Source organism: Xanthomonas sp. BRIP62411 (genome assembly GCF_003993525.1).
Lineage (GTDB): Bacteria > Pseudomonadota > Gammaproteobacteria > Xanthomonadales > Xanthomonadaceae > Xanthomonas > Xanthomonas euroxanthea.
The window spans coordinates 93,843-120,423 of record NZ_QEZI01000010.1 but is presented as its reverse complement, the minus strand read 5'-3'; the positions used below and the strand labels follow the sequence as shown (position 1 = coordinate 120,423).

Sequence of the window (26,581 nt, the reverse complement as noted above, 5' to 3'; positions counted from 1 at the left end):
TGTGCTGCGATCCCACGGTAAGTGATGCGTCGACCTCATGTCGTCTCCCTCAATAAAGCACGATCGATTTGATGCCACGCGCCGCGCGTAGATCCGCCAGCGCCTGATTGATGTCGTCCAGCGCCAGGATGCGGGTGATCAACGGGGCCAGCTGCAGATCGCCATGCAGATAGCGCGCGACATAGCCGGGCAGCTCGCTGCGCCCTTTCACCCCGCCGAACGCGCTGCCGCGCCACACCCGCCCGGTCACCAGCTGAAACGGGCGCGTGCTGATTTCCTGCGCGTCGTCGGCCACGCCGAGGATGACGCTCTCGCCCCAGCCCTTGTGGCAGCACTCCAGCGCCGCGCGCATCGCGCCGACATCGCCCACGCATTCGAAGCTGTGGTCGGCGCCGCCATCGGTGAGGTCCACGATCACCTGCTGGATCGGCGCGCCGTAGTCGCGCGGGTCCAGGCAATCGGTGGCGCCCAGGGCACGCGCCAGCGCGAACTTGGCCGGGTCGATATCCACCGCGATGATGCGCCCGGCCTGCGCCAGCACCGCGCCCTGCACCACCGACAGGCCGATGCCGCCCAGGCCGAACACTGCCACGCAGTCGCCGGGCCGCACATGCGTGCTGTTGAGCACCGCACCGACGCCGGTGGTGACCGTGCAGCCAAGCAGGCAGACCTGATCCAGCGGTGCATCCGGCGGGATCCGCGCGACCGCGATCTCCGGCACCACGGTGTATTCGGAAAACGTGCTGGTGCCCATGTGGTGCAGGATCGGCCGCCCGTGCAACGAGAACCGGCTGCTGCCATCGGGCATCAGGCCGCGCTCCTGGCTGCTGCGGATCGCCTGGCACAGGTTGGTGCGACCGGAGCGGCAGAACTTGCACACACCGCATTCGGGCATGTACAGCGGGATGACGTGATCGCCGGGCTGCACGCTGGTGACGCCGATGCCGATTGCCTCGACGATGCCCGCGCCCTCCTGCCCCAGGATCGCCGGAAAGCTGCTCGCCTGCCCGTGCGCCAACGCATGCGCATCGCCGTGGCAGATACCGGTGGCAACCAGGCGCACCAGCACCTCACCGGGCCGCGGCGGCTGCAGGTCCACCTCTTCGATGGTCAGCGGCTGGTGCGGACCCCATGCCACCGCAGCGCGTGTCTTCATCCGGCCCCCCTGGCGCGCGTCGGCATGGCCGCCGCTCAGCGCGCGATGACCACGCCCCACGGCAGGTCGCCGACGGGGATCTGTTTGATCTCGCGCAACGCGACGGTGTCGATCACGCTCACGGTGTTCGAGCGCCCGTTGGCGACATACAGCTTGTCGCCGGCCGGGGTCAGCGCCGGATTCCACGGCCTCAGCCCCACCGCGATCTCGGCAAGCCTGCGCGCGCTTTGGGTATCGATCACGCTGACCGTGCCGGCACCGCCGTTGGACGCATACAGCCGCGTGCCATCGGCCGACAACGCCACGCCCGCCGTGCGTACGCCGGCCGGCAGGCTGGCGCGGCGTCGGCGCGCCTGCAGGTCGATCACGTCTACCACGTCGGCGGTTTCCTGCGCGATGTAGACGCTGTGCCCGTCAGGCGCGAACGCCATGCCGCGCGGATGGCCGCTGGTGGCGACCACGCCGCGCGATCGATGGGTGGCCAGCTCGATCATGTCCATGTCGTTGGAACCCTCGTTGCTGGTGAGCAGCCACTGCCCGTCCGGCGTGTAGGCGCAATGTTCCGGCGCCTGCCCGCGCGTGGCGATCACCTGTTGCACGCGGAACTGCGCCGCATCGATCAGCATCACCTGGTTCTGCCCTTCCACGCACACCGCGAACTGCCTGCCGTCCGGCGACAGCGCGATGCCCTCGGCGTTCTCGCCGATCTGCACGCTGCGCAGCACCGCGTCCTTTTCGGTATCCAGTTCGATCAGGCGATGATGCTCGGCATCGATCAGGTACAGATGCCCGTGCGGGCCCGGCAACACCTGCTGCAAGCGCTTGCCCAGTTGCCCCTGCGCGCTGAGCGTGCGCACCACCGTATCGCTGTGCGTATCGATCACCGATACCGTACCGCTGCGTTGATTGGGAACATACGCAAACACCGGCGGCATCGATGGCGCCGGTGTTGCTGCAGGAGCCGCAGTCGTCGTTGTCGCCGGCGCAGCGTTTGCCGCGGGCGGCTGCGCATCGCGCCGGCAACCGGCCAGGCCCAGCAGCACGCCCAGCGCGGTGGTCGCCAGGACGCGCTGCCACCCGATGGGCGCTGGCCTCATTGCGCCTTGCCCGCGGTCTTGTTGATCGAGTGGATGAAGGCGAGCAGTTTCTCGGTGTCGCCCGGCTTAAGCACCGGCGCGAACGGCGGCATCTGCCCGACCACCTTCTCATGCCCGATGCGGGTCTTGCCGTGGGTGATCATCGCGGCGGTGCCCTCGCTGATCAGCGTACGCAAGGTGTCGTCGTCGCTGCCATACACCCAGATGTCGTTGGTCAACGGCGGGCACATGCCGCCGCCACCGGTGCCGCCATGGCAGGCATTGCAGCCGGCCGAGAAATAGATCTTCTTGCCTTCGGCGATCAGTTCGGGAGTGACCTTGACCTCCGGCCCCTTCGGGATCGCCACGACGGAGGCCGGCGCTGCGGGCGGGGTGGCCGGATCCGGTGCAGGCCCGGCGGCCGGGTTGGGCATCCCGGCGGGCGCCGCTGCGGGCGCCGGCGCGGCGGCGCCGGTGGCGGCCGGCGCAGGTGGACTGGCGGCGGCCGGCACAGCGGCCGCCTCGGGCGCGGGCGGTGGTGCCGGCTTGCCGCAGGCGGCCAGCACGACGCTGAGCATCACCGCGCACAGCGGTGCGCGCATGGAACGATCGGAACAACCCACGGTGGACTTGCGCATGAACGAACCTTTCTGGTCGGAGGGAACACCGCGCACCCCGTGCGCGCGGCGGGTGACACAGTCATTGCCGGGACGGGTGCCTGGCCTGGGTGAGCAGCGCGGCCAGCGCGCCATCGCCGCGTGCCTGCGCCAATGCGGCGGCGGTCTTGCCGTCGCGATTGCGTGCGGACGGGTCTGCGCCGGCCGCCAGCAAGCGCCTGGCCACCGCCTCGCGCCCGGCCGCGGCGGCCAGCATCAATGCAGTGACACCAGCCTGATTCGCGTGGCCGACCTCGGCGCCGCCGGCCAGCACCGCATCGAGAATCGCCGGGTCCTCGCGCGCCACCGCAAACATCACCGGGGTGAAGCCGCCGGGATTGGCACGCCGCACGTCCGCCCCTGCCTTCAGCAATGCCTGCACCACGCCGACATCGGCGTAGGCCACCGCCAGCTCCAGCGCGCTCCAGCCGTCGCCGGAGACGGTGTCCACCGACGCACGCTTGCCGAGCAACCTGGCCACACTGTCGGCATCGTTGGCCCATGCGGCTTTCATCAACGCGGTCCAGCCACCGGCATCGCGTGTATCCAGGGCTGCGCCGGCATCGAGCAACAGACCCACCAGCTCCGGTTCCTGATTGCGGATGGCCTGGTGCAACGGCGGCTCGCCAAGCAGGTTGGGCCGATTGACATCGGCGCCATGCCGCAACAGCCACGCCGCCCGCACGCCATCGCCGGCATCCAGCGCATGCGCCAGCTCCTGGTTCGCGTCGGCACCGTCGGCGATGCGCAGTTGCAGCTGCGCCAGTTGCTGCGAGGATGCGGCCGGGCTTGGCGCCTTGGACACTGGCGTCGGCGTCGCATACGGCCCATGCGCGGCCAGATCGCCGCTCACCACGCACTCGCTGCAGCGCACCAGCGGCACGTGATAGCTGCGCAGGATCTGCGCGATGTTTGCCGCGCTCTGCTGCATCGCCGTGTTCAGGGCATCGCGCAACTGCGCATTCTTGCGCGACACCGCCCACGCCATCGAATACTCCAGCACTGCATCGTCGATGGTATTGAGCGGCACCACGCCCAGGCCGTTGCGCTGGGCGTAGTAGCCGGCCACCGGGCCCCAGGATTCGGCCGCATCCAGTTCATTGGCGGCGACGCGTTCGACCAGCTTGCCGGGATGTTCTTCCGGCGCGGTGGCCGAGTCGTAGAACAGGTACTGCACCTCGCCGCTGATGCCGTGCTCGTACAGGGCCTGGCGTGCGGGCGAACTCTGGAACACGCCCAGCCGCAGCTTCTTCAGCGCCGGGTCGTCCAGTGAGGCCGGCACAAGATCCAGGCCCTTGCGCGTCACCAGCACATACGCCGAGCGATACAGCGGGCGTGTGGTCAGGCCCTGCTCGAAGTCGCTGTTGAGGTCCATCAGCACGTCGCAGCGGCCGGCAGTGATGGTGCTGCGCGCCAGCCCGCGCTGGTAGTAGGTGCGCCACTCGTATTCCAGGCGACGGCCCATGGCCTCGGCCACCACCTGCGCAATCTTGTTTTGAAAGCCTTCGCCGGCCTTGTTGGACAACGGCATGTTGCCCGGGTCGGCACACACGCGCAGCACCGCGGGATCGGGCGCAGGCGGTGGCGTGCTTGCCGTCGATTGCGCCGAAGCCGGCAGTGCACTGGAGGCAGCCGCCGCTGTGGGCGCCGCTGCGGAATCAGAAGCGCGAGCCGTCGGTGAGGACGGCTCGCGTGTGCAGCCTGCGGCGACGAGTCCGAGGCTGCAAACCACCAGCATCTTGTGCAGATGCCGGGGCATGCCACGCGCACCGGCAGCGAACTGCCGGTGCGCGCGTCCAACGCCTTGCGTGGATCTCATCGTGCGGTCTTCGCGACGGCGTTGGCCGCGCCGCCGCCTGCCGCTGCGGTGGCGGTGGCGGTGGTACCGGCAGCCACGGTCTTGCCCGCACCATCGATACGGAAGCTGTGCACCATGCCGCCGAGCGGGATCTTGTCGAAGCCGGCGCCGAACGCCAGCCCCGCAGCCCCCAGCGCGCCATACGGATCGGACGGATCCAGACCTGCGGCCACCGGCAGACCGATCCAGCCGCCGATGCCGGAGAACACCGCCACGTACTGGTGCCCGTTGGCCTTGTAGGCGATCGGGTTGCCGATGATGCCGGAGGGCAGCTTCATCTCCCACAGCTTCTTGCCGGTGTCCTTGTCCACCGCACGGAACCAGCCGTCCAGCGTGCCGTAGAACACCAGCCCGCCGTCGGTGACCAGGGTGCCGCTCCACACCGGGAACTTCTCCTTGATCTCCCACTTGGATTTGCCTTCCACCACATCGAAGGCCTTGACGATGCCCAGCGCACCCGGCTCGTTGGGCTTCATCATCACGTTGGCGAACACGTAGGGCAGGCCCATCATGGTGTTGCCGCGTTCCTGCGGTTCCAGCTCCATGTGCCAGTTGTTGGTGCCGCAGAAGAACACTGCGGAGTTGGCCGGATCCACCGAGCACGGCTGCTGGTCCTTGCCGCCCATGGCAGAGGGGAAGGCCTGCACTTTCCTGCCGCGTTCCAGCGGCGAATGCGCGGCCACCTTGACCGGGCGGCCGGTTTTCATGTCGATGCGTTCGGCCCAGTTGGCCGGCACGAACTTGTGCGCGCGCAGCAAGGTGCCGTCGCGCCGATCGAGCACGTAGGCAAAGCCGTTGCGATCGAACTGTACCACCGAGGGCACCTGCTTGCCGTCGATGCTCAGGTCCACCAGGATCGGCTCGTTGATGCCGTCATAATCCCACTGGTCGAACGGGGTCTTTTGATAGCCCCACACCGCTTCGCCGGTATCGATCTTGCGCGCGAACAGCGTCATCGACCACTTGTTGTCATGCTCGCCGTTGTTGCATTCCTCCTGCGAGGTCTTGCCGCAGCGATACGACGGGCTCCACAGGCCGGGATTGCCGGTGCCGTAATACAGCAGCTTCAATTTCGGGTCGTAGCTGTACCAGCCCCAGGCCGCGCCGCCGCCACGCTTCCATTCGTCGTTGGGAAAGGTCTTGACGCCCAGATCGCCGAGCTGCCCGTGCTGCGGATTGGCCTTGTTGAAATCCGCACCCAGGCAGATCGCCTTGTCGGTGCCGGCCGCATCGCAGGACCAGGACTGCTTGCCATCGGCCAGGTTGTAGGCGGCCACGCGCCCGAGCACGCCGAACTCGTTGCCGCTGATGCCGGCCACCACCTTGCCGTCGGCGATGATCGGCGCCATGGTGATGGTCTCGCCCTTGTCCGGGTGCGCGAGTTTCTGCTTCCACACTTCCTTGCCGGTCTTGGCATCGAGTGCGATCACATCGCCGCTCAGGCTGCCGAACACCAGCTTGCCATCGGCATACGAGGCGCCACGGTTGACCGTATCGCAGCACGCCACCGCCACCGAGCGCTCGTCCTGCTGCGGGGTGTATTTCCACAGCACCTTGCCGCCGTCGTCCTGCGCCGCCAGGTCGATGGCGAACACGTTGTTCGGATACGCGCTGACCATGTACATGATGCTGCCGATCACCAGCGGCTGGCCTTCGTGGCCGCGCGTGGCATCGGTCTTCATTTCCCACGACATCTTCAGGTTCTTGACGTTGTCGCGATTGATCTCGGCCAGCGGGCTGTGCCGGGTGAGCGCGAAGTCGCGCCCGATGCCGCCCCAGTTGTCCGGATTGCTGGCATTGGTGGTGAACTCGCCATCGGTATCGACCACGGCGGCGGCCGGCGGCGCAGCGGCGGGTGCAGCGGCCGGTGCCGGCGCAGCGGTCTCGGTGGCGGCCTCTTTTTTACAGCCGGCCAGCGCGGCGCTCAGCGCAAGCATGAGCAGCACACTGCTGCGCAGGCTGCGGCAGGAAGATTGGTGCATGTGCGTCTACCCCTCTCGATTGAACAACCAGTCGGTTGAAACATCCCGCGACGCCGGCGTTGCACCCGCCAGTTGCGTCGCGGACGTCGGAAAACGTCGAGAGGGAAAGAGCAAACGCCATGCCAGCGTACTGGTGCGACGCACCATGTCGTAGCAGCAGGCATCTGCAGTGATGGCAGTGGCTTGCGTCAGGCGCGCTGTCACGGTTCTGGCACAGTTTGCGCCGGGCGTGCTGTGACATTGGTGGCGCAGCGGATGTGGAACGGCCTGTCAGCCGGTGCCATGAACTCAGCTTGCGCGAGGCGACATGCTTGTCTCTGGTTCGTGCAACTCAATGCCGCAGATCATCCACAGACCGTACGACAGGGTTGACCAAGGTGCCGCCGCATTTCTTTCTGCCATCGGGAGACGCTGCCCGACGGGTGGATGCGTTGACGGCGCAGACAGCCCGTGTGGTGTCCGGCTTGCCGATGACGCGTTGCAGGATTCAGCAGCGTCCACGCCTCTCGGGCGCATGCCACTCTTCCAATGCGATGACGGGGTCCAATGCGATGACGATGTCCTGATCGCAAGCAACCTCCAGCGACACGCGGCCAGTCACACGTCGCGATCCATCCTTCCGCGCGCCTGGCCTACTCGCCAAACCTCACGCTAGCGGTTCCACTGCGCCAGCAACTGCGTGCAATCCTGCAATCGCCAGTCGGCAAGGCCGGGCCACGGATCGCCGGGCGTGTTGACCAGCACGGTGCGGGCGCCGGCTGCACGACCGCAGGCCAGGTCGTTGTGGTGGTCGCCGACCATGACCAGGGCCGCGCCCTCCACCGACCAGCGTCGTGCGAAGTACTGCAGGCCGTCGGGTGCGGGTTTGGGGGCAGCTTCATCGCGGCCGACGATGTCGTCCCAGGCAAACGCATCGTGCAGGCCGATCGCCTGCAACGTTACCTGCGCCAACGCGCGCGCGTTGCGGGTCAGCATGCCCAGCCGGCAGCCGGCGGCCTGCAACGCGTGCACCAATGCCACTGCACCGGGTGCCGGCTGTGCGGCCTGCGCGAGTTCGCGCTCGTGCGCGAGCAACCACGCATGCTTGGCTGCGGCCTGCTCGGCCGGCAGCGCTGCCAGGTGATGCAGGATGTCCGCCTCGGGCGGAATCTCCAACGTACGCCGGATCAACGCGAAATCATGCACGGCTTCGGTCAGCGTGCCGTCCATGTCGAACACCCAATGGCGGTAGGTGGAAAGTGCGGGCGTTCTCTGTGGGATGGTCCTACCGTCCATACGTGCAAACACTCGAGAGATGGTTGACGCGATACCGCAAGCCGTCGCCAGGTGAACCCACACCTGGCGCATTCACCCCAATGGACCAGCAGTGCATGCCGATGCCGTACACCGAGCGCGCGCCCGGTGCCAGGCAGCCGGCGGTCGTGCCTACTTCCAGCCCGGCATCTGGGTGGTCTCCAGGCCGCCCACGTCGAACTCTGCCGTGCGGGTGCCGCCGGCCTTCACCGGGAACGCGATGCTGATGCGCTTGGCGTTGCGCACCAGCGTCCACAGCGCCTTGTCATCGTCGATGAACATCGCGATCGCTTCGTCGGTATCGGGGCGGTGCGCGGCCATCGCGCGTGGTGCGCCACCATCGGCCGAGACCTGCACCTTGCAGCCGCGATAGCAGTTGAAGTCGCCGGCCTTGAGCACGAGATAGCTGTGGCGCTTCCACTGCGGGTGATCACGAAACACCAGGCTCACCGGCTTGGGGCCGCTGCCGTCGACATCCACGCGGCTCTTGGCATCGATCATCGCCGAGCGCTGCGTGCCGCCCTTGGCCGGCACTTGCGAGTACTGCCACAACGCCTGCATGCGGCGCAGTTCGCGCGCCTGTTCGCCCTTGGCCTTGATGTCGGCATAACCGGGCTCGATACGTATGGCCGCCGCCGTGCCCGGAAACCCTTCCAGCACCGCGGCGCCATGCGCACGCGCCATGTCCCAGTTTTCGGCCTTCACTGCCTCGTCGTATTGCTTGGCGAGTGCATCGGCATCGTGTTCCTTGGCTTGCGCCTGCGCGGTTTCCTGCGCCTGGCGTTGCGCCTCGCGATCAGTACAGCCACTCACTGCAGCGACGCACAAGGCCGCACTCAGCAGATACTTCATCGTCGACTCCGGAATGCATGAAAAGCAGCGGCAACGATACCAGCCTGCCCGCATGCCCCGCGATCAACCGCCGCAAAGCGTAGGAGCGCACCCGGGCGCGACGGGCTTTCCCGGTGGAGCCCCGTCGCGCCCGGGTGCGCTCCTACGGCGGTGGTTGCAGGCACGATGCGGCGATGGAAGCGGCGGGCGGGCATGCACCACGGCGCGACTGCATCGTCGGTTCCGGAAGGCATGGACGGCAGCGGCAACGATACCGGCCTGCCGCACCACCCGCGATCAGCCACCCCGCATCGTAGGAGCGCACCTGGGCGCGATCGGGTTTCACCGGGAAAGCCTGTCGCGCCCGGGTGCGCTCCTACGGCGGTGATTGCAGGCACGATGCGGCGATGGAAGCGACGGAGGGCGTCTGCACCGCCCTCCTCTGCCATTACGGCTGCGGCTGCGGCTGCGCCGGCGGTGCCGACTTGGCCTTGGCGATCATCTCGGCCACCGATGCGGTGGTGATCGGGTGGTAGCCGGGCTTGGCCTTTTCGAAGGCCTGTTCGGCAAAGGCGATGCCGTCCGGGGTCTTCAGCAGTTCTGTGTAGATCGGCAGCACCAGCTTGCGGCGGCCGACGCGTTCGATGAACTCACCGGCGGCGGTGCGCGCATCGGTGTAGCCGCTGCGGATCGCCAGCGGGTACCAGCGCATGGCAATCTCGCCGTTTGGTGTGCCGGTGAAGTGATAGGCATCATCCAGCTGCTTGAGCTGCTCGGGCTTGAGCGTGGCGCCCATGCCGCTGAGGAAGTGCACCCACTCCTGCGTGCCCCATTCGCCGGTGACCTGCTTGCTCGGCAGCGTGCCGCTGCCACTCCAGGCAATGCGCGCGGTGTCCACGATCGAGAAGCTGCGCGAGCGCGCCTTGGTGGCGAAGGCCGGGATGCCCGGCTGCTTCAGCCACGCATCCACCTCGGCCGCGCTGACCGTGTTGGGATGCTTGTCCAGCAGGTTCTTCCTGAGGTAGTCGACGAACTGGTCGGTGGTGGCGCTCTGGAACGCATGATCGTCGAACCAGCCGCGCAGGAACGGGTCGAACACCGCGCGCCCGAAGCGCTGCTCCAGGAACTGCAGGAACCACGCACCCTTGACGTAGGCCACCTGGCTCAGGGCCTCGTCGGGGTCGCGCTCGGCCAGCGGCGGCAATGCCAGCGCCTGGTCGGCCGGCGCCATGTCCTTCACTTCGGCCAGCAGATCGCCCTGGTCGATCTCGCGCTCCATCTCGGCCATCTCCGCGCCGTACAGCGCCTCGGTGATGCGCGCCTGCACGTAGGTGGTGAAGCCTTCGTTGAGCCAGATGTCCTTCCAGCTGGCATTGGTCACCAGGTTGCCCGACCAGCTATGCGCCAGTTCGTGGGCCACCAGCGAGACCAGCGACTTGTCGCCGACGATCACGGTGGGCGTGGCGAAGGTCAGGCGTGGATTCTCCATGCCGCCGAACGGGAACGACGGCGGCAGCACCAGCATGTCGTAACGGCCCCAGCGATACGGGCCATAGAGTTTTTCGGCGGCGCCGATCATCTTTTCGGTGTCTTCGAATTCCTTGGCGGCCTTGTCGGCCATGGCCGGCTCGGCCCACACGCCCGAGCGTGCGGAAATCGGCTTGAACACCACATCGCCGGCGGCGATCGCCAGCAGATAGGACGGAATCGGCTCGGGCATCTTGAAGCTGTAGTCGCCGTCGCGCGCGGCCTTGGGGTCGTTGTCGGCGCTCATCAGCACCATCACGTCCGGGCGCGAGGTCACATGCGCGCTGTAGGTGAAGCGCACGCTCGGGGTGTCCTGCAACGGCACCCAGCTGCGTGCGTGGATCGCCTGCGACTGGCTGAACATGAAGGGCAGCTGCTTGCCTTCGGTCATCGACGGCTCCAGCCACTGCAGGCCGGAGGCGGTCGGTGCGGTGTGATAGGTGATCACGACCTTGGCCGGCTGAGTCGGCGCTTCGATGGTGAGCTTGCTGCCGAAGGTCTTGTCGGCCGGCGCCAGCGCGAACTGCAGCGGTGCCAGGCCGCCCTTGCCGTCGTCGGCCTGCACCTGCGCGATGCTCAGCTCGCGCGTGTCCAGCACCAGTTGCTTGGCGGCCTTGTCCTTCCACTGCAGCGTATAGGTGGCCGTGCCGCCGATCTGCTTGCTGTCGAAGTCCAGCTTCAGGTCCAGCGCCAGATCCTTGATGACCACCAGCTGCGGCTGGGCGTAGGAGCTCTCATCGTGGTTGCGGGCGTCTGCTTTCACGGGGGCCTTGGCAGTGGTGGCCGGCGCGGCGGTGCTGGCGGCCGGCGGCGTGGACTCATTGGAACAGCCGGCCAGCGCGATGGACACGGCCAGGGACAGCGACAGGAACGGGAAGCGCATCGACGGCACCGCAGCGAGGGAATTGGGCATTTTAACGCCACGGGCCTTTGCCTGCCCGTGTGGCGCCAGGCGAGCACCTGGCGGCTGGTCAAGCTGCGGCGGCAAAGGACCACGCCCATGTCGCTGCCTGGGCCGGCGCGAACCGTCTGCGCCCGCCGCAGCGGTAGCGTGATGCATGCCGCCGGTGCGCAGCCGCGCAGCAGCCTGCGGCCCGCCCGCCAGGTGATCTCCGGATCGCGCCTAGACCACCGGATGGCTGCGCGGGCTGTCATGCCCGTCGCGTACCAGACGCCGGCCGCCGGAAAACTTGGCGCGATACATCGCCGCATCGGCGCGGCGATACAGCTCAGTGGCATCCAGGCCCCGCTCGCACACCGCGCTGCCGGCGCTCACATGCAGCGGCGCCTCGTCGGCATCCTCGCGTTCGAGCATCGACAGCCATTGATTGAGCTTGAGCGTGGCGTCGTCTTCGCTGGCATGCACGCCGATCAGGAATTCATCGCCGCCCCAGCGCCCGATCCAGTCCTGCGCGCCCAGCCAGCCGTAGGCCGACTCCACCAGCCTTACCAGCACGCGATCGCCGGCCAGATGGCCGAAGCGGTCGTTGATCGGCTTGAGGTTGTCCATGTCCAGCACGAACAACACGAACGGCCAGCCTTCGCGTTGTGCGGCGGTGACCGAATCGCGCATCGCCTGCTCGCAACCGCGCCGGTTCAAGGCCTCGGTCAGCGGGTCGAACAAGGCATGCTTCTTCAGATCGCGCATGCCGGCATCGATGCCACGCAGGCTGCGATTGATTCCGCGCAGCAAGCGCCCCAGCTCGTCGTCGCCATGTTCGGGCAGGCTGGGCAGACGTTGGTCGGCGTAATACGCATCCAGGGCGTCGGCGGCGATGCGCAGCGGTGCGAGCAGGCGATACAGCGCCGACAAGGTGGCCGCGGTGCCTGCCAGCGTGGCCAGCAGCGCCACGATCACCACCGACCACAGCGGGCGCCCGCTCAACTCGCTCTGCGCGGCCAGCCAGGCGATCAACAACAGCAGCGGCAGGTGGATGCCGACAAAGGTCACCGCCAGCAGCTTGGCACTGAAGGAGCGGGGAAACACGCGCGACAACCCTGCGTACAAGCGCATCCACGTCTCCGACAAAAGAGCGCCTAGTGTCGCCGACCGTTGGTGGAGCCGACGCGACGGGAGTCTCAAAAGTTTGTCGGCAAACGCACACGCGCAGACTGCAATCGTGCGGCAAGCGAACACGAGCATGGCGTGCTCGTGCGATGTCCGGCGCGCGGTACCCGGCGCGGGATGTGCGCCGGGCGGGATGCTCAGACACGCACCCGCCCGATCCGGTTCAGATCTTGTAGCCGGAATGGATCGCCACGATGCCGCCGGTCAGATTCTTGTAGTGGCAACGCGCGAACCCGGCCTCGCCCATCATGCCCTTGAGCGATTCCTGCGGCGGATGTTTGCGGATGCTTTCGGCCAGGTACTGGTAGCTGTCGGCATCGCGCGCGAACAGCTGGCCCAGCCTGGGCAGGATCTTGAACGAGTGGAAATCGTAGATCGGCTTGAACCAGTCGGCGGTGACTTCGGAAAATTCCAGCACGCGCGCCTGCCCGCCCACCTTCAACACGCGGTACATCTCGCGCAGCGCGGCGTCCTTGTCGGTGACATTGCGCAGGCCGAAGGAGATGGTCACCAGATCGAAGCTCTGATCCGGGAATGGCAGCGCCTCGGCATTGCATTGCACGTAATCGAAGCCGGCCACCAGGCCGCGGTTGGTCAGCCGGTCGCGGCCCACCGACAACATGCCGGCGTTGATGTCGCCCAGCACCACCGCGCCTTCGTTGCCGACGCGCTCCTTGAGCAGCACGGCGATGTCACCGGTGCCGCCGGCCAGATCCAGCACACGGTCGCCCGGCTTCACCTGCGCGGTCGCCACGAAGTAGCGTTTCCATGCTCGGTGCACGCCCAGACTCATCAGATCGTTCATCAGGTCGTAATTGCGCGCGACCGAGGTGAACACTTCGCCGACCAGCTTCTGCTTGTCCTTGGCAGCGACATCGCGGAAGCCGAAATGGGTGGTACCGGAGGTATAGGGGGATTCGCTCATGGGCGGATTATCGCACTGCTGACGCCGCCATGACCGCAACCGGACCACAATCGCTGTCTTCCCTGCGACCGGCCCTGCGAGCCCTGCGTGCACGACAAGTACGTCCAGCGCGACTGGCAGCCCCACGAGAAGCCCACCCTGCCCGGGTCGGCCTCCACGCCCCTGCATTCCACCCGGCGCCGCATCCAGTACGGGCTGGTGGGCGTGGTGGTGGCGCTGACCGGCGGGCTGAGCAATGCGCTGGTCACCGCCAACCTGACCTATCTGCAGGGCACGCTGGGCGCCTACGCCACCGAAATGGCCTGGCTGCCGGCCGCCTACGTGATGACCAACATGTCGGCCAACCTGCTGCTGGTGAAGTTCCGCCAGCAGTTCGGGCTGCGGCGCTTCACCGAGATCTTCCTGGCGCTGTATGCGGTCATCGCCTTCGCGCACCTGTTCGTGCACAGCCTGAGCTCGGCGATCACCGTGCGTGCCGCGCATGGACTGGTGGGCGCGGCGCTCAGTTCGCTGGGGCTGTATTACGTGATCCAGGCGTTTCCGGCCCGGTACCGGCTCAAGGCCGTGGTGACCGGGCTGGGGGTGACCCAGCTGGCGCTGCCATTGGCGCGGGTGTTCTCCACCGATCTGCTGGAATTTGCACAGTGGCAGGGCCTGTACCTGTTCGAACTTGGCCTGGCGGTGTTCGCGCTGGCCTGCGTGCTGGCGCTCAAGCTGCCGCCGAGCGATCGCTATCGCGTGTTCGAGCCGCTGGATTTCCTCACCTTCAGCCTGTTCGCGGCCGGTGCGGCCGGCCTGGCGGCGGTGCTGTCGCTGGGGCGGCTACTGTGGTGGACCAGCACGCCGTGGCTGGGCGTGGTGCTGGCGGCCTCCATCGTGCTGCTGTGCACGGCGGCGTGGATCGAGCACAACCGCCGCAACCCGATGATCAACACGCGCTGGCTAGCCAGCGGCGACATGCTGCGGCTGGGTCTGGCGATCCTGCTGATCCGGCTGGTGCTGTCCGAGCAGAGCACCGGCGCGATCGGCTTCTTCCAGACCCTGGGGCTGGCCAACACGCAGTTGCAAACCCTGTTCGTGCTGATGCTGCTGGGCGCGGTGGTTGGCGTGGCCGCCAGCGCGTGGCTGATCAACCCGGCGCGCGTGGCCGAGCACCTGATCATCGCGGTGGCGGCGATCTGCATCGGCTGCTTCATGGATGCCCATGCCACCAGCCTCACCCGCCCGGAGCAGATGTACCTCAGCCAGTTCCTGCTCGCCTTTGGCAGCACCTTCTTCATCGGCCCGGCGATGGTGGCCGGGCTGGGCCGGGTCATTGCGCAGCCGGCCAACCTGATCAGCTTCATCGTGCTGTTCGGCATGGCGCAGAACATGGGCGGCCTGCTCGGCAGCGCGCTGCTCGGCACCGTGCAGGTCGTACGCGAGAAATACCATTCCAGCCAGCTGGTCGAGCATCTGACCTTGACCGACCCCCAAGTGGCCGCACGCGTGCAGGCCTATGCCACCCTGTACGGCCGCAGCATCGGCGACCCGGCCCTGCGCCAGGCCCAGGGTGTCCGCGCCCTGGGCAGCGTGGCCACGCGCGAGGCCAACGTGCTCGCCTATAACGACGTGTTCCTGTTGATCGGCTGCATCGCCATCGCCACCGGGCTGTGGATCCTGTCCGTGCTGGTGTGGCGGCGTTATCTGCGCCCACCCGCTTCGCCCCCTTCTCCTGCTTCCAGTCCACGCCCATGAATACACCTGCAGATTCAACCTCTGCTGCCGATCGGCAACGTCGCAGACGTCGTCGCATCGGTGGCGTGATCGGCTTTGGCGGGCTGGCCCTGCTCGGCGTCGCACTGGTGCTGTATGCATGGCGCTTGCCGCCCTTCGTCAGCGCCGTCGAGCGCACCGAGAACGCGATGGTGCATGGCCAGATCACGGTGATCGCGCCGCAGGTCAGCGGCTACGTCACCGAGGTGCCGGTGCAGGACTTCGCGCACGTCAAACACGGCCAGTTGCTGGCCAGAATCGACGACCGCATCTACGCCCAGCAGCTCGAGCAGGCCAGGGCGCAACTGCAGACCGCGCAGGCCAACCTGTCCAACTGGGACCAGCAGCGGCATAGCGCCGCTGCCACCATCGCCGAACAACGTGCCGCACTGAGCAGCAACCAGGCCCAGCGCGACCGCACCCGCTCGGCCTATGCGCGGGCGCAGCAGCTGGCCGACCAGAAACTGGTCTCCGAACAGGACCGCGACACCGCCTTCGCCGCACGGGCGCAGGCCGATGCCGGCGTGGCACAGGCACGTGCCGCGGTGCAGGCCGCCGAAGAAAACGCACGCAGCGTCACCGTCAATCGCGCCGCGCTGGAAGCGGCAGTGGCCAACGCGCAGGCGGCGGTGCAACTGGCGCAGATCAATCTGGACAACACCCGCATCCTTGCCCCGCGCGATGGCCAGCTCGGCCAGCTCGGCGTACGCCAGGGCGCCTACGTCACCAATGGCACGCAGCTGATGGCGCTGGTGCCGGACACGCTGTGGATCGTGGCCAACTTCAAGGAAACCCAGATGGCGAGGATCCGCATCGGGCAGCGCGCCAGCTTCACCGTGGATGCGCTGGACAATGCGCGCCTGCACGGGCGCGTGCAGGACATCTCCCCGGCCGCCGGCTCGGAATTCAGCGTACTGCCGGCCGACAATGCCACCGGCAACTTCGTCAAGATCGCCCAGCGCATTCCGCTGCGCATCAGCGTCGATCCCGACCAGCCGCTGGCACCGCGGCTGCGCCCGGGCATGTCGGTGGTGGTGGCGATCGACACCGACAGTGCGGTCGACTGAGGCGACGCAGCCGCTATGATGCGCTGATGTCGTCCCTGCCCCTACCCTCGCTGCACTGGCAATGCCTGCGCTTCGACCAACTGAGCACCACGCAGCTGTACGCGCTGCTGCGGCTGCGCTCGGACGTGTTCGTGGTGGAGCAGCAGTGCGCGTACCCGGAGCTGGATGGCAAGGACAGCCTGCCAGGTGTGCTGCATCTGCTCGGCAGTACCGACGATGATGCGTTGGCTGCCTATCTGCGCGTCTTGCCGCCAGGCGTGAGTTATCCCGAGCCGAGCATCGGCCGGGTGGTGATTGCCGCCGCGCAGCGTGGGCACGGCTTTGCCCATCCACTGCTCCGCGAAGGCTTGCGCGTGGTGCAGCAACACTGGCCTGCCAGTGCCGTGCAACTCGGCGCGCAAGCGCACCTGCAGGCGTTCTACGCCGCACATGGTTTCACGCCCTCGTCCGCCCCCTATCTGGAAGACGGCATTCCCCACATCGACATGCTGCGTCGCGCCGACGCTGCCACCCAGGAGCCTGCATGATCACCACCCCCGACTACCGCGCCCTGCTCGATACCGCCATTGCCGAAGCCCGCCAGGGCCTGGCCGAAGGCGGCATCCCGATCGGCGCGGCGCTGTATCACAACGACGGGCGCCTGCTCGGCTGTGGTCACAACCGCCGCGTGCAGGAAAACGATCCTTCCGTGCATGGCGAAACCGATGCCTTCCGCAAGGCCGGCCGTCAGCGCCGCTACAAGGACACCATCATGGTCACCACGCTGGCGCCCTGCTGGTACTGCAGCGGACTGGTGCGCCAGTTCAATATCGGCACCGTGGTGGTCGGCGAGTCGGTCACCTTCCAGGGCGGGGTGTCCTGGCTGCGCGAGCATGGCGTCACTGTCATCGACCTGCAGAGCCAGGAATGCATCGACCTGCTGGGCGGCTATATCGCCGCCAACCCGGACGTGTGGAACGAGGATATCGGCGAGGACTGAGCGGTTTGCCGGATTTAGATTGGCTGTGCAGTGCAGGTGGCTGCCAAGGTGAGGGCCAATTGCAGAGCCGATGATCTGCGCCTTCGTTGCAGGGAGTGATCTGCAACCTGGCTGCAGGGCCCTTGCCCGCCCACCATCGCGAGACACGCCGCAAGTACGTCCTTGTAGGCCCTTACGCGACGATGGGCGGGCAGGACCTATCGAGTTGGTCGGTGTGCATGATGGAGCGGTGCTGGATGCGCCTTGTTCGATCATTGAAGCATCGGCTACAGGTCTGATGCACACCACACGACAGACAGCTTTTTTAGATGAGCGCCGACCAATTGTCTGGTGCGGTGTCCTCGCCGGTTGCGGGACCGTGTGGCGGCATGGATGCCGCCACCGAGCCCCCAGGGATGGGTTCACGGCGTGTCCCGCAAGCGGTGAGGGCGCAGCGCGCTCGGCGCTGCGAGTGTGCTGCAGGGCCCTTGCCCGCCCACCATCGCGGGACACGCCGCAAGTACGTCCTTGTAGGCTCCGGCGCGGCATCCATGCCGCTCAGGGTCCCGCGACGGTGAGCGGGCAAGGGCCGGTCGAGATGGTCGGTGTGCATGGCAGAGCAGTGCTGGATGCGCCTCGAGTGCTGGATGCGCCTCGTTCGATCATGAAGCCTCGGCTCCATGTCTGATGCACGCCACAACGCAGACAGCTTTTCAACTAAGCGCCGACCAATTGTCTGGTGCGGTGCCCTCGCCGGTTGCGGGACCGTGTGGCGGCATGGATGCCGCCACCGAGCCTCCACGGATGGATTCACGGCGTGTCCCGCAAGCGGTGAGGGCATCGCGCCCTCCACCGACTCGGCTTTTTGACTGCATCTGCCAGCATGCGGCCAGCTTGCATCGTCCCGTGATGCGTTTCTGCCGCGCTTGCACTGCATTTCACGGCAGACGCCATACGCGCATTGCATTGCGCATCTGCGCGCAAATGCGCTGCGATCAGAGGATGTAGCGGCTCAGGTCCGGATCCTGCACCAGCTCGCCGAGCTGCGCATCGACATAGGCCGCATCGACGGTGACGCTCTGCCCGTCACGGTCCGGTGCCTCGTAGCTCAGCACATCGAGCAGACGCTCCAGCACCGTGTGCAGGCGGCGCGCGCCGATGTTTTCCTGCCGCTCGTTGACCTGTGCGGCAATCTCGGCCAGGCGCTCCACCGCATCGGCGCCGAAGGTCAGGCGCACGCCCTCGGTCTGCAGCAGGGCCTCGTACTGCTTGATCAACGCCGCCTTGGGCTCGGTGAGGATGCGCACGAAATCGGCCTTGGTCAGCGCGGTCAATTCCACGCGGATCGGAAAACGGCCCTGCAATTCGGGAATCAGATCGCTGGGCTTGGCCAGGTGGAACGCACCGGAGGCAATGAACAGGATATGGTCGGTCTTGACCGTGCCGTACTTGGTCGACACGTTGGAGCCTTCCACCAGCGGCAGCAGATCCCGCTGCACGCCCTCGCGGCTGACATCGCCGCCATTGGAGCCGGCTTCGCCGCGTTTGGCCACCTTGTCGATCTCGTCGATGAACACGATGCCGTGCTGTTCGCAGGCTTCGATCGCCGCCGTGCGCACATCGTCTTCGTTGACCAGCTTGCCGGCTTCTTCTTCGATCAGCAGCGGGCGCGCGGCCTTGATGGTGAGCTTGCGCTTTTGCGACTTGCCGCTGCCCAGGTTGGAAAACATCTGCCGCAACTGCTGGCCCATTTCTTCCATGCCCGGCGGGGTCATGATGTCCATGCTGGCATTGACCGCCACTTCCAGCTCGATCTCGCGCTCGTCCAGTTCGCCACTGCGCAGCATGCGGCGGAACTTGATGCGGGTGTCGTTGTCCTGCGACGAGGGCTCGTTGCGTGCTGCTTCCGGATCGAAGCCGATCCCGGCCGCACGGCGCGGCAGCAGCGCGTCCAGGATGCGATCTTCGGCGCGCTCTTCGGCCTGGTTGCGCACGCGCACCTTGGCCTGTTCGCGATACAGCTTGACCGAGGTATCGGCCAGATCGCGGATGATCTGCTCCACATCCTTGCCGACATAGCCGACTTCGGTAAAGCGCGTGGCTTCGACCTTGACGAACGGCGCATTGGCCAACGTGGCCAGGCGGCGTGCGATCTCGGTCTTGCCGACGCCGGTCGGGCCGATCATCAGGATGTTCTTGGGCATCACCTCGTTGCGCAGCTCTTCGGGTAGCTGCATGCGGCGCCAGCGATTACGCAGCGCGATGGCAACCGCACGCTTGGCATCGTGCTGGCCGACGATATGACGGTCGAGCTCCTGCACGATTTCGCGCGGAGTCATGGTTGAGCTATCGGGATTTGGCATTGGGGAATCGAGAATGGGGAAAGGGGAATCGCAAGCGCGAAATCAAGAGCCTCTGTCGTCGGGGTGGAACCGAAACCGCTGTTGCGATTCCCGATTCCCTACTCCCGATTCACAGCTCCTCGACCACCACATTGCGATTGGTATAGATACAGATATCGCCGGCGATATTGATCGCTTCGGTGGCGATGGTCTTGGCATCGAGCTCGGTGTGCGCCAGCAGCGCGCGAGCGGCCGACAAGGCGTACGAGCCACCCGAACCGATGGCGATGATGCCGTCTTCCGGTTCGATCACATCGCCGGTACCGCTGATGATCAACGAGGTTTCTTTATCGGCGACCGCGAGCAGCGCTTCGAGCTTGCCCAGGCGGCGCTCGGTGCGCCAGTCCTTGGCCAGCTCCACAGCGGCGCGGGTCAGTTGTCCATGCTTGTCGAGCTTGGCTTCGAACAGCTCGAACAAGGTGAACGCATCGGCAGCGGCGCCGGCAAAACCGGCCAGCACCTGCCCCTCGCGGCCGAGCCGGCGCACCTTGCGCGCATTGCCCTTCATGACCGTGTGGCCGAGGGTGACCTGGCCATCGCCGGCAACGGCGACATGCCCACCACGCCGAACCGAGATGATGGTGGTGGCGTGAACGATGTTGGGATTCTGGCTGGGATCCATGGGTCCTCCGGGGGTTTCCCATGAGGTGGGGACGCCCCTGCCGGGTTCAAGCGCGCTGCGACCAGGCGCCGCATCTAGGCGGGGGTGAGTGCGCCCTACGCGCGCGACAGCGTCCGCCCGGGACTGCTCCCGGCACCTTCGGCGCATCAGCGCCCGCAGGCCTGCTTCGGGCAGATGGGCCGCGGTCTACACGACATCCGGCCTGCCATCGGCCGATCCATCGCCCGTGCCTACCCTCGCCACACGCCGGGGTGCTGGGCGAGGATTTCAATCACGCTCAGTCCCCGCAACGCGATCGGCGCGGCACGCGTAACAGCCCTGACGGGCGTGATGCAGGTGCACGTAGGCGATCTGCGTATCGTCCAGGCACGCGTGCAACCACGCTGCGACGTGGTCGCCTGCACACACCTCGGCGTTCACCAGATGATGGCGATGATCGTAGGCCCGCAGCGAGATCAGCCGCGATTGGATCGCAGCCGGCACCGCATCGGGCTCCAGCCGTGCGGGCACCGCTGCGGCACGCACAAAGATCGGCCCGCTCGCGCGGTAGGGCGAGTCGGCAGCCTGATGCAGATACGGCAGCAGCAGCAACTGCTCACCTGCGCGCGCATCCTGCAGGCTGACACGACACGGAAATCCGTGATCGGCATCGGCGATCACACGCATTGCGTGGTGGCGGGTCAACGCAACGTCATCGAGTCCGTGCAGATGGGCGAACAGGGCCGGATCGAGCCCGGTCAAACGAAACGAGGTCATGACGATCTTCCAGAGGCGGAAGCGCAGCGTGACGCACGCGTGCCGGCCCTGCTCGCCGCCTTCGGACATGGCAGCACCTGAGTGCGGTCAAGCCCCTCTAGCACCGGCGGAGAGGCGATAGCTGCGGTGGTCGGCCGGCGACGTGCATCAACTGCCTGTGGCTGTCCATCACGCAATCGGCAGATCCTTGCGCTGCGCACCAGGCATCGCAACGTCAGGCGCTGCGTCCCGCCTACTCGGCGGCTTTCTTGCGCTTTGCCCGCGGATGCGCGGCGTCGTAGACCTTGGCCAGATGCTGGAAATCCAGATGCGTGTAGATCTGGGTGGTGGCGATATCCGAATGCCCAAGCAACTCCTGCACGCCACGAAGGTCGCCGGAGGATTCGAGGATGTGGCTGGCAAAACTGTGCCGCAGCATATGCGGATGCACGTCCTTGAACATGCCCTGGCGTACCGCCAGTTGCTTGATGCGGATCTGCACTGCGCGTTGCGAAATGGCTCCGCCGGCGCGGCCGGGGAATACATGCGTGTCGGCACGCCCGCCGCTGTCGCGCAGCCATTGGCGCAAGGCGCCGATCGCATGCGAGCCTACCGGCACCAGGCGCTGCTTGCCGCCCTTGCCGAGCACCATCACCAACCCGCTGTCCAGATCCAGATCACGCCAGCGCAGCGCGCAAAGCTCGCTCAGGCGCAGCCCGGACGAATAGAACAGCTCCAGCAAGGCGCGATCGCGCAGGCCCAGCGGCGCATCGGTCGGCACCTCGACCAGACGCACCGCCTCGTCGGCATCCAGCACCTGCGGCAACTTGCGTGGCGCCTTGGGCGCACGCAGCGCCGCGGCAGGACTGGCGGCAATGCGGCCATGCCTGAGCAACCAGGCGTAGTAACTGCGGCATGCCGACAGGCGACGCTGCAGGCTCTTGGGCGACAAGCCGCGCCGGTGCTCGGCCGCGACGAATTGCCGCAACTGCGCGCTCTCCAGCTGCGCAACATCGTCGATGGCCTGTTCGCCGGCCCACCCCACCAACGCGGCAAGATCGCGCCGGTAGGCATCCAGCGTATGCGCAGACACCTGCCGCTCGATCTGCAGATACGCCAGGAAATCGTCGACCGACGCCACCTCAGACTCCTCGTTGCCACGTCATCGGCGCGGCCATCCAACGCAGGCGGCACGCATCGGCGCAGCCCGCGCCACGCATCATGTATCGAAGCGCTGCAACGCCACGCTCAAGGACTCGCCCATCATGCGCAGGAACAAGGTGCCCATGCCGGGATAGAAGCGGTTGGCGTCGCTGCTGCCGACCGCAATCAGGCCGATGCCGGGCAACGGCAGCAGCGCGGTGGATTGCACGTCGGCGGCCTGGCCGGCATACAGCAGCGCATGTTTTTCCGTCTGCAGGCGGCCGCAGATCGGCTCGCCGTCGCCCAGGCAATCGCGGAACGGGGCAAGCCGCGCGTCATCGGCGGCAATGACCTGCAGCCAGTCGGCCTCCAGGCCGGCAACCGGCTTGAGCAACACCAGCCGTACCAGTTCGCCGTTGAAATCCTCCGCCAGCGAGGCGGCCATCGCCTTGAGCGTGTCGGCCGCGCTGGTCTGGCGCATCAGTGCCAGGGTCAGTTGATGCGTGCGCACGGCCAGGCGCTCGTTGTCCTGCGCATTGTGGCCAAGCTCGTGCAGGCGCCGCGACAGCTCGCGATTCTTGTCGCGCAGCACTTCCAGCTGGTAGGTGGCCAGCGACGCGGTCGGGCCGTCGTCGCGCGGCACCAGCAGGCTCACCGCCAGGTCCGGGAACTGCTTGAGGAAGGTCGGATGGCGTCGCAACCAGGTTGCCACGTCGTGCGCGCCGAATTTGTCCGTGTTCTCGCTCATCAGTTCCACTCTCCATCGAAGACGAACACGGCCGGACCGGACATCACCACCTGCTGCTGATCGCCATCCCAGCGAATGCGCAGTTCGCCACCGGGCAAGGACACCTGCACGTCGCGCTCGACACGGCCGCGCTGCATCAGCACCACCGCCGCCGCGCACGCGCCGCTGCCGCAGGCCAGGGTTTCGCCGACACCGCGCTCGAACACGCGCAGGCGCACGTGCGTGGGGTCGACAACCTGCACGAAGCCGACATTGACCGAATCGGGGAACGCGGCGTTCTGCTGCAGCGAGGCGCCGACGCGCTCCACTGGCGCCGCATCCACCCGCCCCACTTCCAGTACCGCATGCGGATTGCCCATCGACACCGCGCCAAAGCGCACGGTTTCGCCATGCACCGGCAGCGCGTACTCCTCGCGCGCGCGCGCAAAGCCGGCCAGCGGGATCTGTGTGGGCTCGAATTGCGGCACGCCCATCGCCACCGCGTAGGTGCCTGCGTCCAGACGTTGCACGCGGTGGGAGGTGAACGGGCTATCGATGACGAAATCATCGCCCTGCGCAGTGCCGTCGCGCACCAGCCAGGCCGCCACGCAACGCGCGCCGTTGCCGCATTGGCGCGCGGCCGTGCCGTCGGAATTCCAGATGCCGTAAGCGGCCACCGCCTCGCTGCTGCGCGGAGGCTCGATGGTCAGGATCTGGTCGCAGCCCACGCCGAAATGGCGGTCGGCCAGATGTGCAGCGAGCGCGGCATCCGGCGGCGGCGTGCCGTCGCGCAGGTCCAGCACCACGAAATCGTTGCCGGCGCCATGCATCTTGGTGAAACGCAGGCGCCCGCTGCGACCGTCAGCGCTCATTGCCGCTGCTAGCGGGCTGGTCGGTGGTGGGCGCGGGCTGCGGATCGGTATTCACCGGCGCAGGTGCCGGGTTCGACTCGTCCAGTGGTTGCGGCGCGTCCGGCGGCTGCGGCACGGGCTGGGCTTCCACCGGCACCGGCTTCTGCGGCATCACCAGCGGGCCCTTGTTGCCGCAGGCGGCAAGCAGGACAAAGGTCGCACCAACCAGTGCGAGGCGAACGGATGGTCGGGACAGAAGGCTCATGCGTCGAAGTATAGCCAGAACACCCTGACTGACGTGTGCTCAGCGCGGCGCGGAGATCGCGCGCGGTGGCGGCTCGGGGCGCAGCCACAACCAGATCGCCACCACCGCCATGCTGCCGATCGACACGCACTTGACCCAGAACACCGGCACGCACCACAGCATGATGGCGGCGCACACGCTCATGGTGAGCGTGGCCATCCACTTGGCCTTGCGACTGACCGCCCGATAGGTCTGCCACTCGACGATCGCCGGGCCGAAGCGCGGGTGCGAGAGCAGCCAGGTGTGCAGGCGCTCGGAGCCGTGCGAGGCGGCCCAGGCGGAAATCAGGATGAACACGGTCGTCGGCAGGCCGGGCACGAAGATACCGACGATGCCGGTCGCCAGGCTGACGTAGGCCAGCAACCACCAGGCCCAGCGGAATCGAGTCGGTCGCGTCATGGGTAAATGATACGGCCAGCCGGCGTTGAGGTGGCCTGGCGTCGGTGTTGGACCCAGCCACCTGCTCTTACCAATCCCCAATCCCCAATCCCGACTCCCCGATCCCCGCCCCTCAGCTACCTGACCCCAAGCTGCTCCAGCACAAACGCATACGACTCGGCGAGCTCGCGGTAGCGGCGGAAACGGCCGGACTTGCCGCCATGGCCAGCTTCCATGTTGGTGCGGAAGACGATCGGCTGGGTGCCGGTGTTGTCGTCGCGCAGCTTGGCCACCCACTTGGCGGGCTCCCAGTACTGCACCTGCGAATCCCACAGGCCGGTGCCGACGAACAGGGCCGGATAGGCCTGCTTGGTCACGTTGTCGTACGGGGAGTAGGACAGCATGTAATCGTAATAGGCCTTCTTTTCCGGGTTGCCCCACTCGTCGTATTCGTTGGTGGTTAGCGGGATGCTGGCATCGAGCATGGTGGTGACCACATCGACGAACGGTACCTGCGCAACCATCACGCGGTAGTCCTGCGGGGCCATGTTGGCCACCGCACCCATCAGCAATCCACCGGCACTGCCACCGGAGGCGGCGACGCGATCCTTGGCGGCGTAGCCCTGTGCCACCAGGCCACGGGTGACGTCGATGAAGTCGGTGAAGGTGTTCTTCTTGTGCAGCAGCTTGCCGTCGTCGTACCACTGGCGGCCCATTTCCTGGCCGCCGCGGATGTGCGCGATGGCATACACCACGCCACGGTCCAGCAGGCTGATCGCCGGCAGGTTGAATGCCGGGTCCATCGACATGCCGTAGCTGCCGTAGGCGTACTGGAACAACGCGGCACTGCCGTCCTTCTTGAAGCCCTGCTTGTACACCAGCGACACCGGCACCTTGACGCCGTCGCGCGCGGTCACCCAGACGCGCTCGGTGACGTACTTGCCGGCGTCGTAACCGATCACCGGCTGCTGCTTGAGCAACTTGCGCTCGCCGGTCTGCGTATTGAGTTCGTACGTCGTGGCCGGCGTGGTCAGCGAGGTGTAGCTGTAACGCAACCATGCGGTGTCCGGCTCGGAATTGATCGCCAGGCCCATCGAATACGCAGGCTCATCGGCCTTGACGTACTCCTGGCTGCCGTCGCGCTTGAGCAGGCGCACGCGTTCCAGGCCGCCGGAGCGCTCCTCGACCGCGGTGAAACCATCGAACAGCTCGAAATTCTCGATGTAGACCTTGTCATCGTGCGCCACCCAGTCGGTCCACTGCTTGCGCGTGGTCGCGTCGGTGGGTGCGGTCACCAGCTTGAAATTCTTGGCACCATCGGCATTGGTGCGGATCACCCAGCGGCCGTCGAAATGCTCGGGGTGATATTCGACATCGCGCTGGCGCTTGGCCAGCAGCGTGAACCGCTCCGGATTGTCGGCCGGCGCGTAACGCGTCTCCGACGACACCGTGCTTTCCACGCCAATGGTGATGTACTTGTCGTCGCGGGTACGGCCGATGCCCATGTAGAAGCTGTCGTCCTTCTCCTCGTAGACCAGCACGTCGTCCTTGGCGGGCGTGCCCAGCACGTGTTTTTTCACGCGCACGGTGAGCAGCGTTTCCGGATCGTTTTCGACATAGAACAGGGTCTTGTTGTCGTCGGCCCAGACCACGTTGGGCGACACGCCTTCCACCGTGTCCGGATAGATCTCGCCGGTGTCCAGGTTCTTGAAGCGGATCGTGTACTGGCGGCGGCCCACCGCATCGTCGGCCCAGGCCAGGATGCGATTGTCCTGGCTGACTTCCGCATCGCCGACGCTGAAGTACCCCTTGCCCTGCGCCATCTGGTTGACGTCGAGCAGGATCTGTTCCGGCGCCTCCATGCTGCCCTTGCGGCGCGCCTGGATCGGGTAGTCCTTGCCGGCTTCGAAGCGCGTGTAATACCAGTAGCCACGCTCGCGATACGGCACGCTGGCGTCGTCCTGCTTGATGCGCCCGACGATCTCGGTGTACAGCGTGTCTTCCAGCGGCTTGAGCGGCGCCATCACCGTGTCGGTGTAGGCGTTCTCGGCATTGAGATAGGCCAGCATCGCCTTGTCCTCACGCTTGTCGTCGCGCAACCAGTAATAGTCGTCATCACGGGTGGCACCGAACGGGGCCTTGACCACATGCGGACGCTTGGCCACGTCCGGCGGCGATGGCAGAGCTGCGAGGGCGGAAGGAACAGATGTGGTCATCAGGCTGGCGATCAGAAAAGAGAGGACAGGCTTCATCAGATTGGGGTCCGT

At 66.7% G+C, this 26,581-nt stretch carries 23 protein-coding genes; 4 read left to right on the top strand and 19 right to left on the bottom strand.

The genetic code is table 11. The features are described 5' to 3' along the window. Positions 1-49: 49 nt before the first annotated feature. The 10 genes from EO139_RS08095 to ubiE all read right to left on the bottom strand — a co-directional run bounded on the left by EO139_RS08095 (position 50) and on the right by ubiE (position 13,372). Positions 50-1,156 carry an S-(hydroxymethyl)glutathione dehydrogenase/class III alcohol dehydrogenase gene (locus EO139_RS08095; RefSeq protein ID WP_115675998.1) on the bottom strand — a complete coding sequence of 369 codons (1,107 nt, stop codon included), beginning with the start codon at positions 1,154-1,156 and terminating at the stop codon, positions 50-52. A 35-nt stretch (positions 1,157-1,191) separates the two neighbouring features. Further along, entirely contained in the window at positions 1,192-2,253 is a 1,062-nt protein-coding gene (locus EO139_RS08090) for a beta-propeller fold lactonase family protein (RefSeq protein WP_126970150.1), read from the bottom strand. Further along, a complete protein-coding gene (locus EO139_RS08085; protein ID WP_164739780.1) occupies positions 2,250-2,906 on the bottom strand; it encodes a c-type cytochrome in 657 nt (218 codons plus the stop codon). The genes EO139_RS08090 and EO139_RS08085 overlap by 4 nt, the downstream gene beginning before the upstream one ends. A gap of 25 nt (positions 2,907-2,931) precedes the next feature. Beyond that, positions 2,932-4,707, bottom strand: coding sequence for a quinoprotein dehydrogenase-associated putative ABC transporter substrate-binding protein (locus EO139_RS08080; RefSeq protein ID WP_126970146.1), 1,776 nt, complete (start codon positions 4,705-4,707; stop codon positions 2,932-2,934). After that, positions 4,704-6,728 carry a methanol/ethanol family PQQ-dependent dehydrogenase gene (locus tag EO139_RS08075; protein ID WP_343136464.1) on the bottom strand — a complete coding sequence of 675 codons (2,025 nt, stop codon included), beginning with the start codon at positions 6,726-6,728 and terminating at the stop codon, positions 4,704-4,706. Before EO139_RS08075 ends, EO139_RS08080 begins: the two co-directional genes overlap by 4 nt. Positions 6,729-7,379: 651 nt before the next feature. Beyond that, positions 7,380-8,003 (bottom strand): HAD family hydrolase, encoded by a 624-nt coding sequence (locus EO139_RS08070; RefSeq protein ID WP_126970144.1) that lies wholly within the window; start codon positions 8,001-8,003, stop codon positions 7,380-7,382. 150 nt (positions 8,004-8,153) lie between these two features. Next, the gene (locus tag EO139_RS08065) at positions 8,154-8,873 is read right to left on the bottom strand and encodes a hypothetical protein (RefSeq protein ID WP_119129557.1); all 720 of its coding nucleotides are present in this window, start codon (positions 8,871-8,873) and stop codon (positions 8,154-8,156) included. 427 nt (positions 8,874-9,300) lie between these two features. After that, entirely contained in the window at positions 9,301-11,262 is a 1,962-nt protein-coding gene (locus tag EO139_RS08060) for a M1 family metallopeptidase (RefSeq protein WP_206515130.1), read from the bottom strand. Positions 11,263-11,502: 240 nt separating this feature from the next. Then, complete coding sequence (locus EO139_RS08055) at positions 11,503-12,393, bottom strand: GGDEF domain-containing protein (RefSeq protein ID WP_024940237.1); 891 nt, start codon at positions 12,391-12,393, stop codon at positions 11,503-11,505. A gap of 217 nt (positions 12,394-12,610) precedes the next feature. Then, positions 12,611-13,372 carry a bifunctional demethylmenaquinone methyltransferase/2-methoxy-6-polyprenyl-1,4-benzoquinol methylase UbiE gene (gene ubiE, locus EO139_RS08050; RefSeq protein ID WP_016903622.1) on the bottom strand — a complete coding sequence of 254 codons (762 nt, stop codon included), beginning with the start codon at positions 13,370-13,372 and terminating at the stop codon, positions 12,611-12,613. Positions 13,373-13,459: 87 nt separating this feature from the next. Between ubiE and EO139_RS08045 the strand changes: the two genes are divergently transcribed. From EO139_RS08045 to EO139_RS08030, 4 genes are read left to right on the top strand one after another with little or no spacing between them, the layout of a single operon-like run. Continuing rightward, a complete protein-coding gene (locus tag EO139_RS08045; RefSeq protein ID WP_104583757.1) occupies positions 13,460-15,109 on the top strand; it encodes an MFS transporter in 1,650 nt (549 codons plus the stop codon). After that, on the top strand, positions 15,106-16,194 hold the full coding sequence (locus tag EO139_RS08040; protein ID WP_126970141.1) for an HlyD family secretion protein: 1,089 nt from the start codon (positions 15,106-15,108) through the stop codon (positions 16,192-16,194). The genes EO139_RS08045 and EO139_RS08040 overlap by 4 nt, the downstream gene beginning before the upstream one ends. Positions 16,195-16,220: 26 nt before the next feature. Further along, positions 16,221-16,721, top strand: coding sequence for a GNAT family N-acetyltransferase (locus tag EO139_RS08035; protein WP_126970139.1), 501 nt, complete (start codon positions 16,221-16,223; stop codon positions 16,719-16,721). Further along, on the top strand, positions 16,718-17,173 hold the full coding sequence (locus EO139_RS08030; protein ID WP_047126085.1) for a nucleoside deaminase: 456 nt from the start codon (positions 16,718-16,720) through the stop codon (positions 17,171-17,173). Before EO139_RS08035 ends, EO139_RS08030 begins: the two co-directional genes overlap by 4 nt. A 974-nt stretch (positions 17,174-18,147) precedes the next feature. On the opposite strand, the gene hslU is transcribed toward EO139_RS08030, so the two are convergent. The 9 genes from hslU to EO139_RS07980 all read right to left on the bottom strand — a co-directional run bounded on the left by hslU (position 18,148) and on the right by EO139_RS07980 (position 26,566). Continuing rightward, positions 18,148-19,515: an ATP-dependent protease ATPase subunit HslU gene (hslU, locus tag EO139_RS08020; protein WP_119129549.1), complete on the bottom strand. Its 1,368-nt coding sequence runs from the start codon at positions 19,513-19,515 to the stop codon at positions 18,148-18,150. A gap of 109 nt (positions 19,516-19,624) precedes the next feature. Then, a complete protein-coding gene (hslV, locus tag EO139_RS08015; RefSeq protein ID WP_005997221.1) occupies positions 19,625-20,176 on the bottom strand; it encodes an ATP-dependent protease subunit HslV in 552 nt (183 codons plus the stop codon). Positions 20,177-20,443: 267 nt separating this feature from the next. Beyond that, positions 20,444-21,001, bottom strand: coding sequence for a DUF1203 domain-containing protein (locus EO139_RS08010; RefSeq protein WP_241235933.1), 558 nt, complete (start codon positions 20,999-21,001; stop codon positions 20,444-20,446). Positions 21,002-21,164: 163 nt separating this feature from the next. Beyond that, on the bottom strand, positions 21,165-22,052 hold the full coding sequence (xerC, locus tag EO139_RS08005; protein WP_126970137.1) for a tyrosine recombinase XerC: 888 nt from the start codon (positions 22,050-22,052) through the stop codon (positions 21,165-21,167). 78 nt (positions 22,053-22,130) lie between these two features. Then, entirely contained in the window at positions 22,131-22,802 is a 672-nt protein-coding gene (locus tag EO139_RS08000; RefSeq protein ID WP_164739002.1) for a DUF484 family protein, read from the bottom strand. Further along, the gene (gene dapF / locus EO139_RS07995) at positions 22,802-23,653 is read right to left on the bottom strand and encodes a diaminopimelate epimerase (RefSeq protein WP_126944629.1); all 852 of its coding nucleotides are present in this window, start codon (positions 23,651-23,653) and stop codon (positions 22,802-22,804) included. The genes EO139_RS08000 and dapF overlap by 1 nt, the downstream gene beginning before the upstream one ends. Continuing rightward, positions 23,643-23,897 (bottom strand): lipoprotein, encoded by a 255-nt coding sequence (locus EO139_RS07990; RefSeq protein ID WP_104583750.1) that lies wholly within the window; start codon positions 23,895-23,897, stop codon positions 23,643-23,645. The genes dapF and EO139_RS07990 overlap by 11 nt, the downstream gene beginning before the upstream one ends. 39 nt (positions 23,898-23,936) lie before the next feature. Further along, positions 23,937-24,335: a YbaN family protein gene (locus EO139_RS07985; protein ID WP_126970135.1), complete on the bottom strand. Its 399-nt coding sequence runs from the start codon at positions 24,333-24,335 to the stop codon at positions 23,937-23,939. A gap of 116 nt (positions 24,336-24,451) precedes the next feature. Further along, on the bottom strand, positions 24,452-26,566 hold the full coding sequence (locus tag EO139_RS07980; RefSeq protein ID WP_164739779.1) for a S9 family peptidase: 2,115 nt from the start codon (positions 26,564-26,566) through the stop codon (positions 24,452-24,454). Positions 26,567-26,581 lie beyond the last annotated feature (15 nt).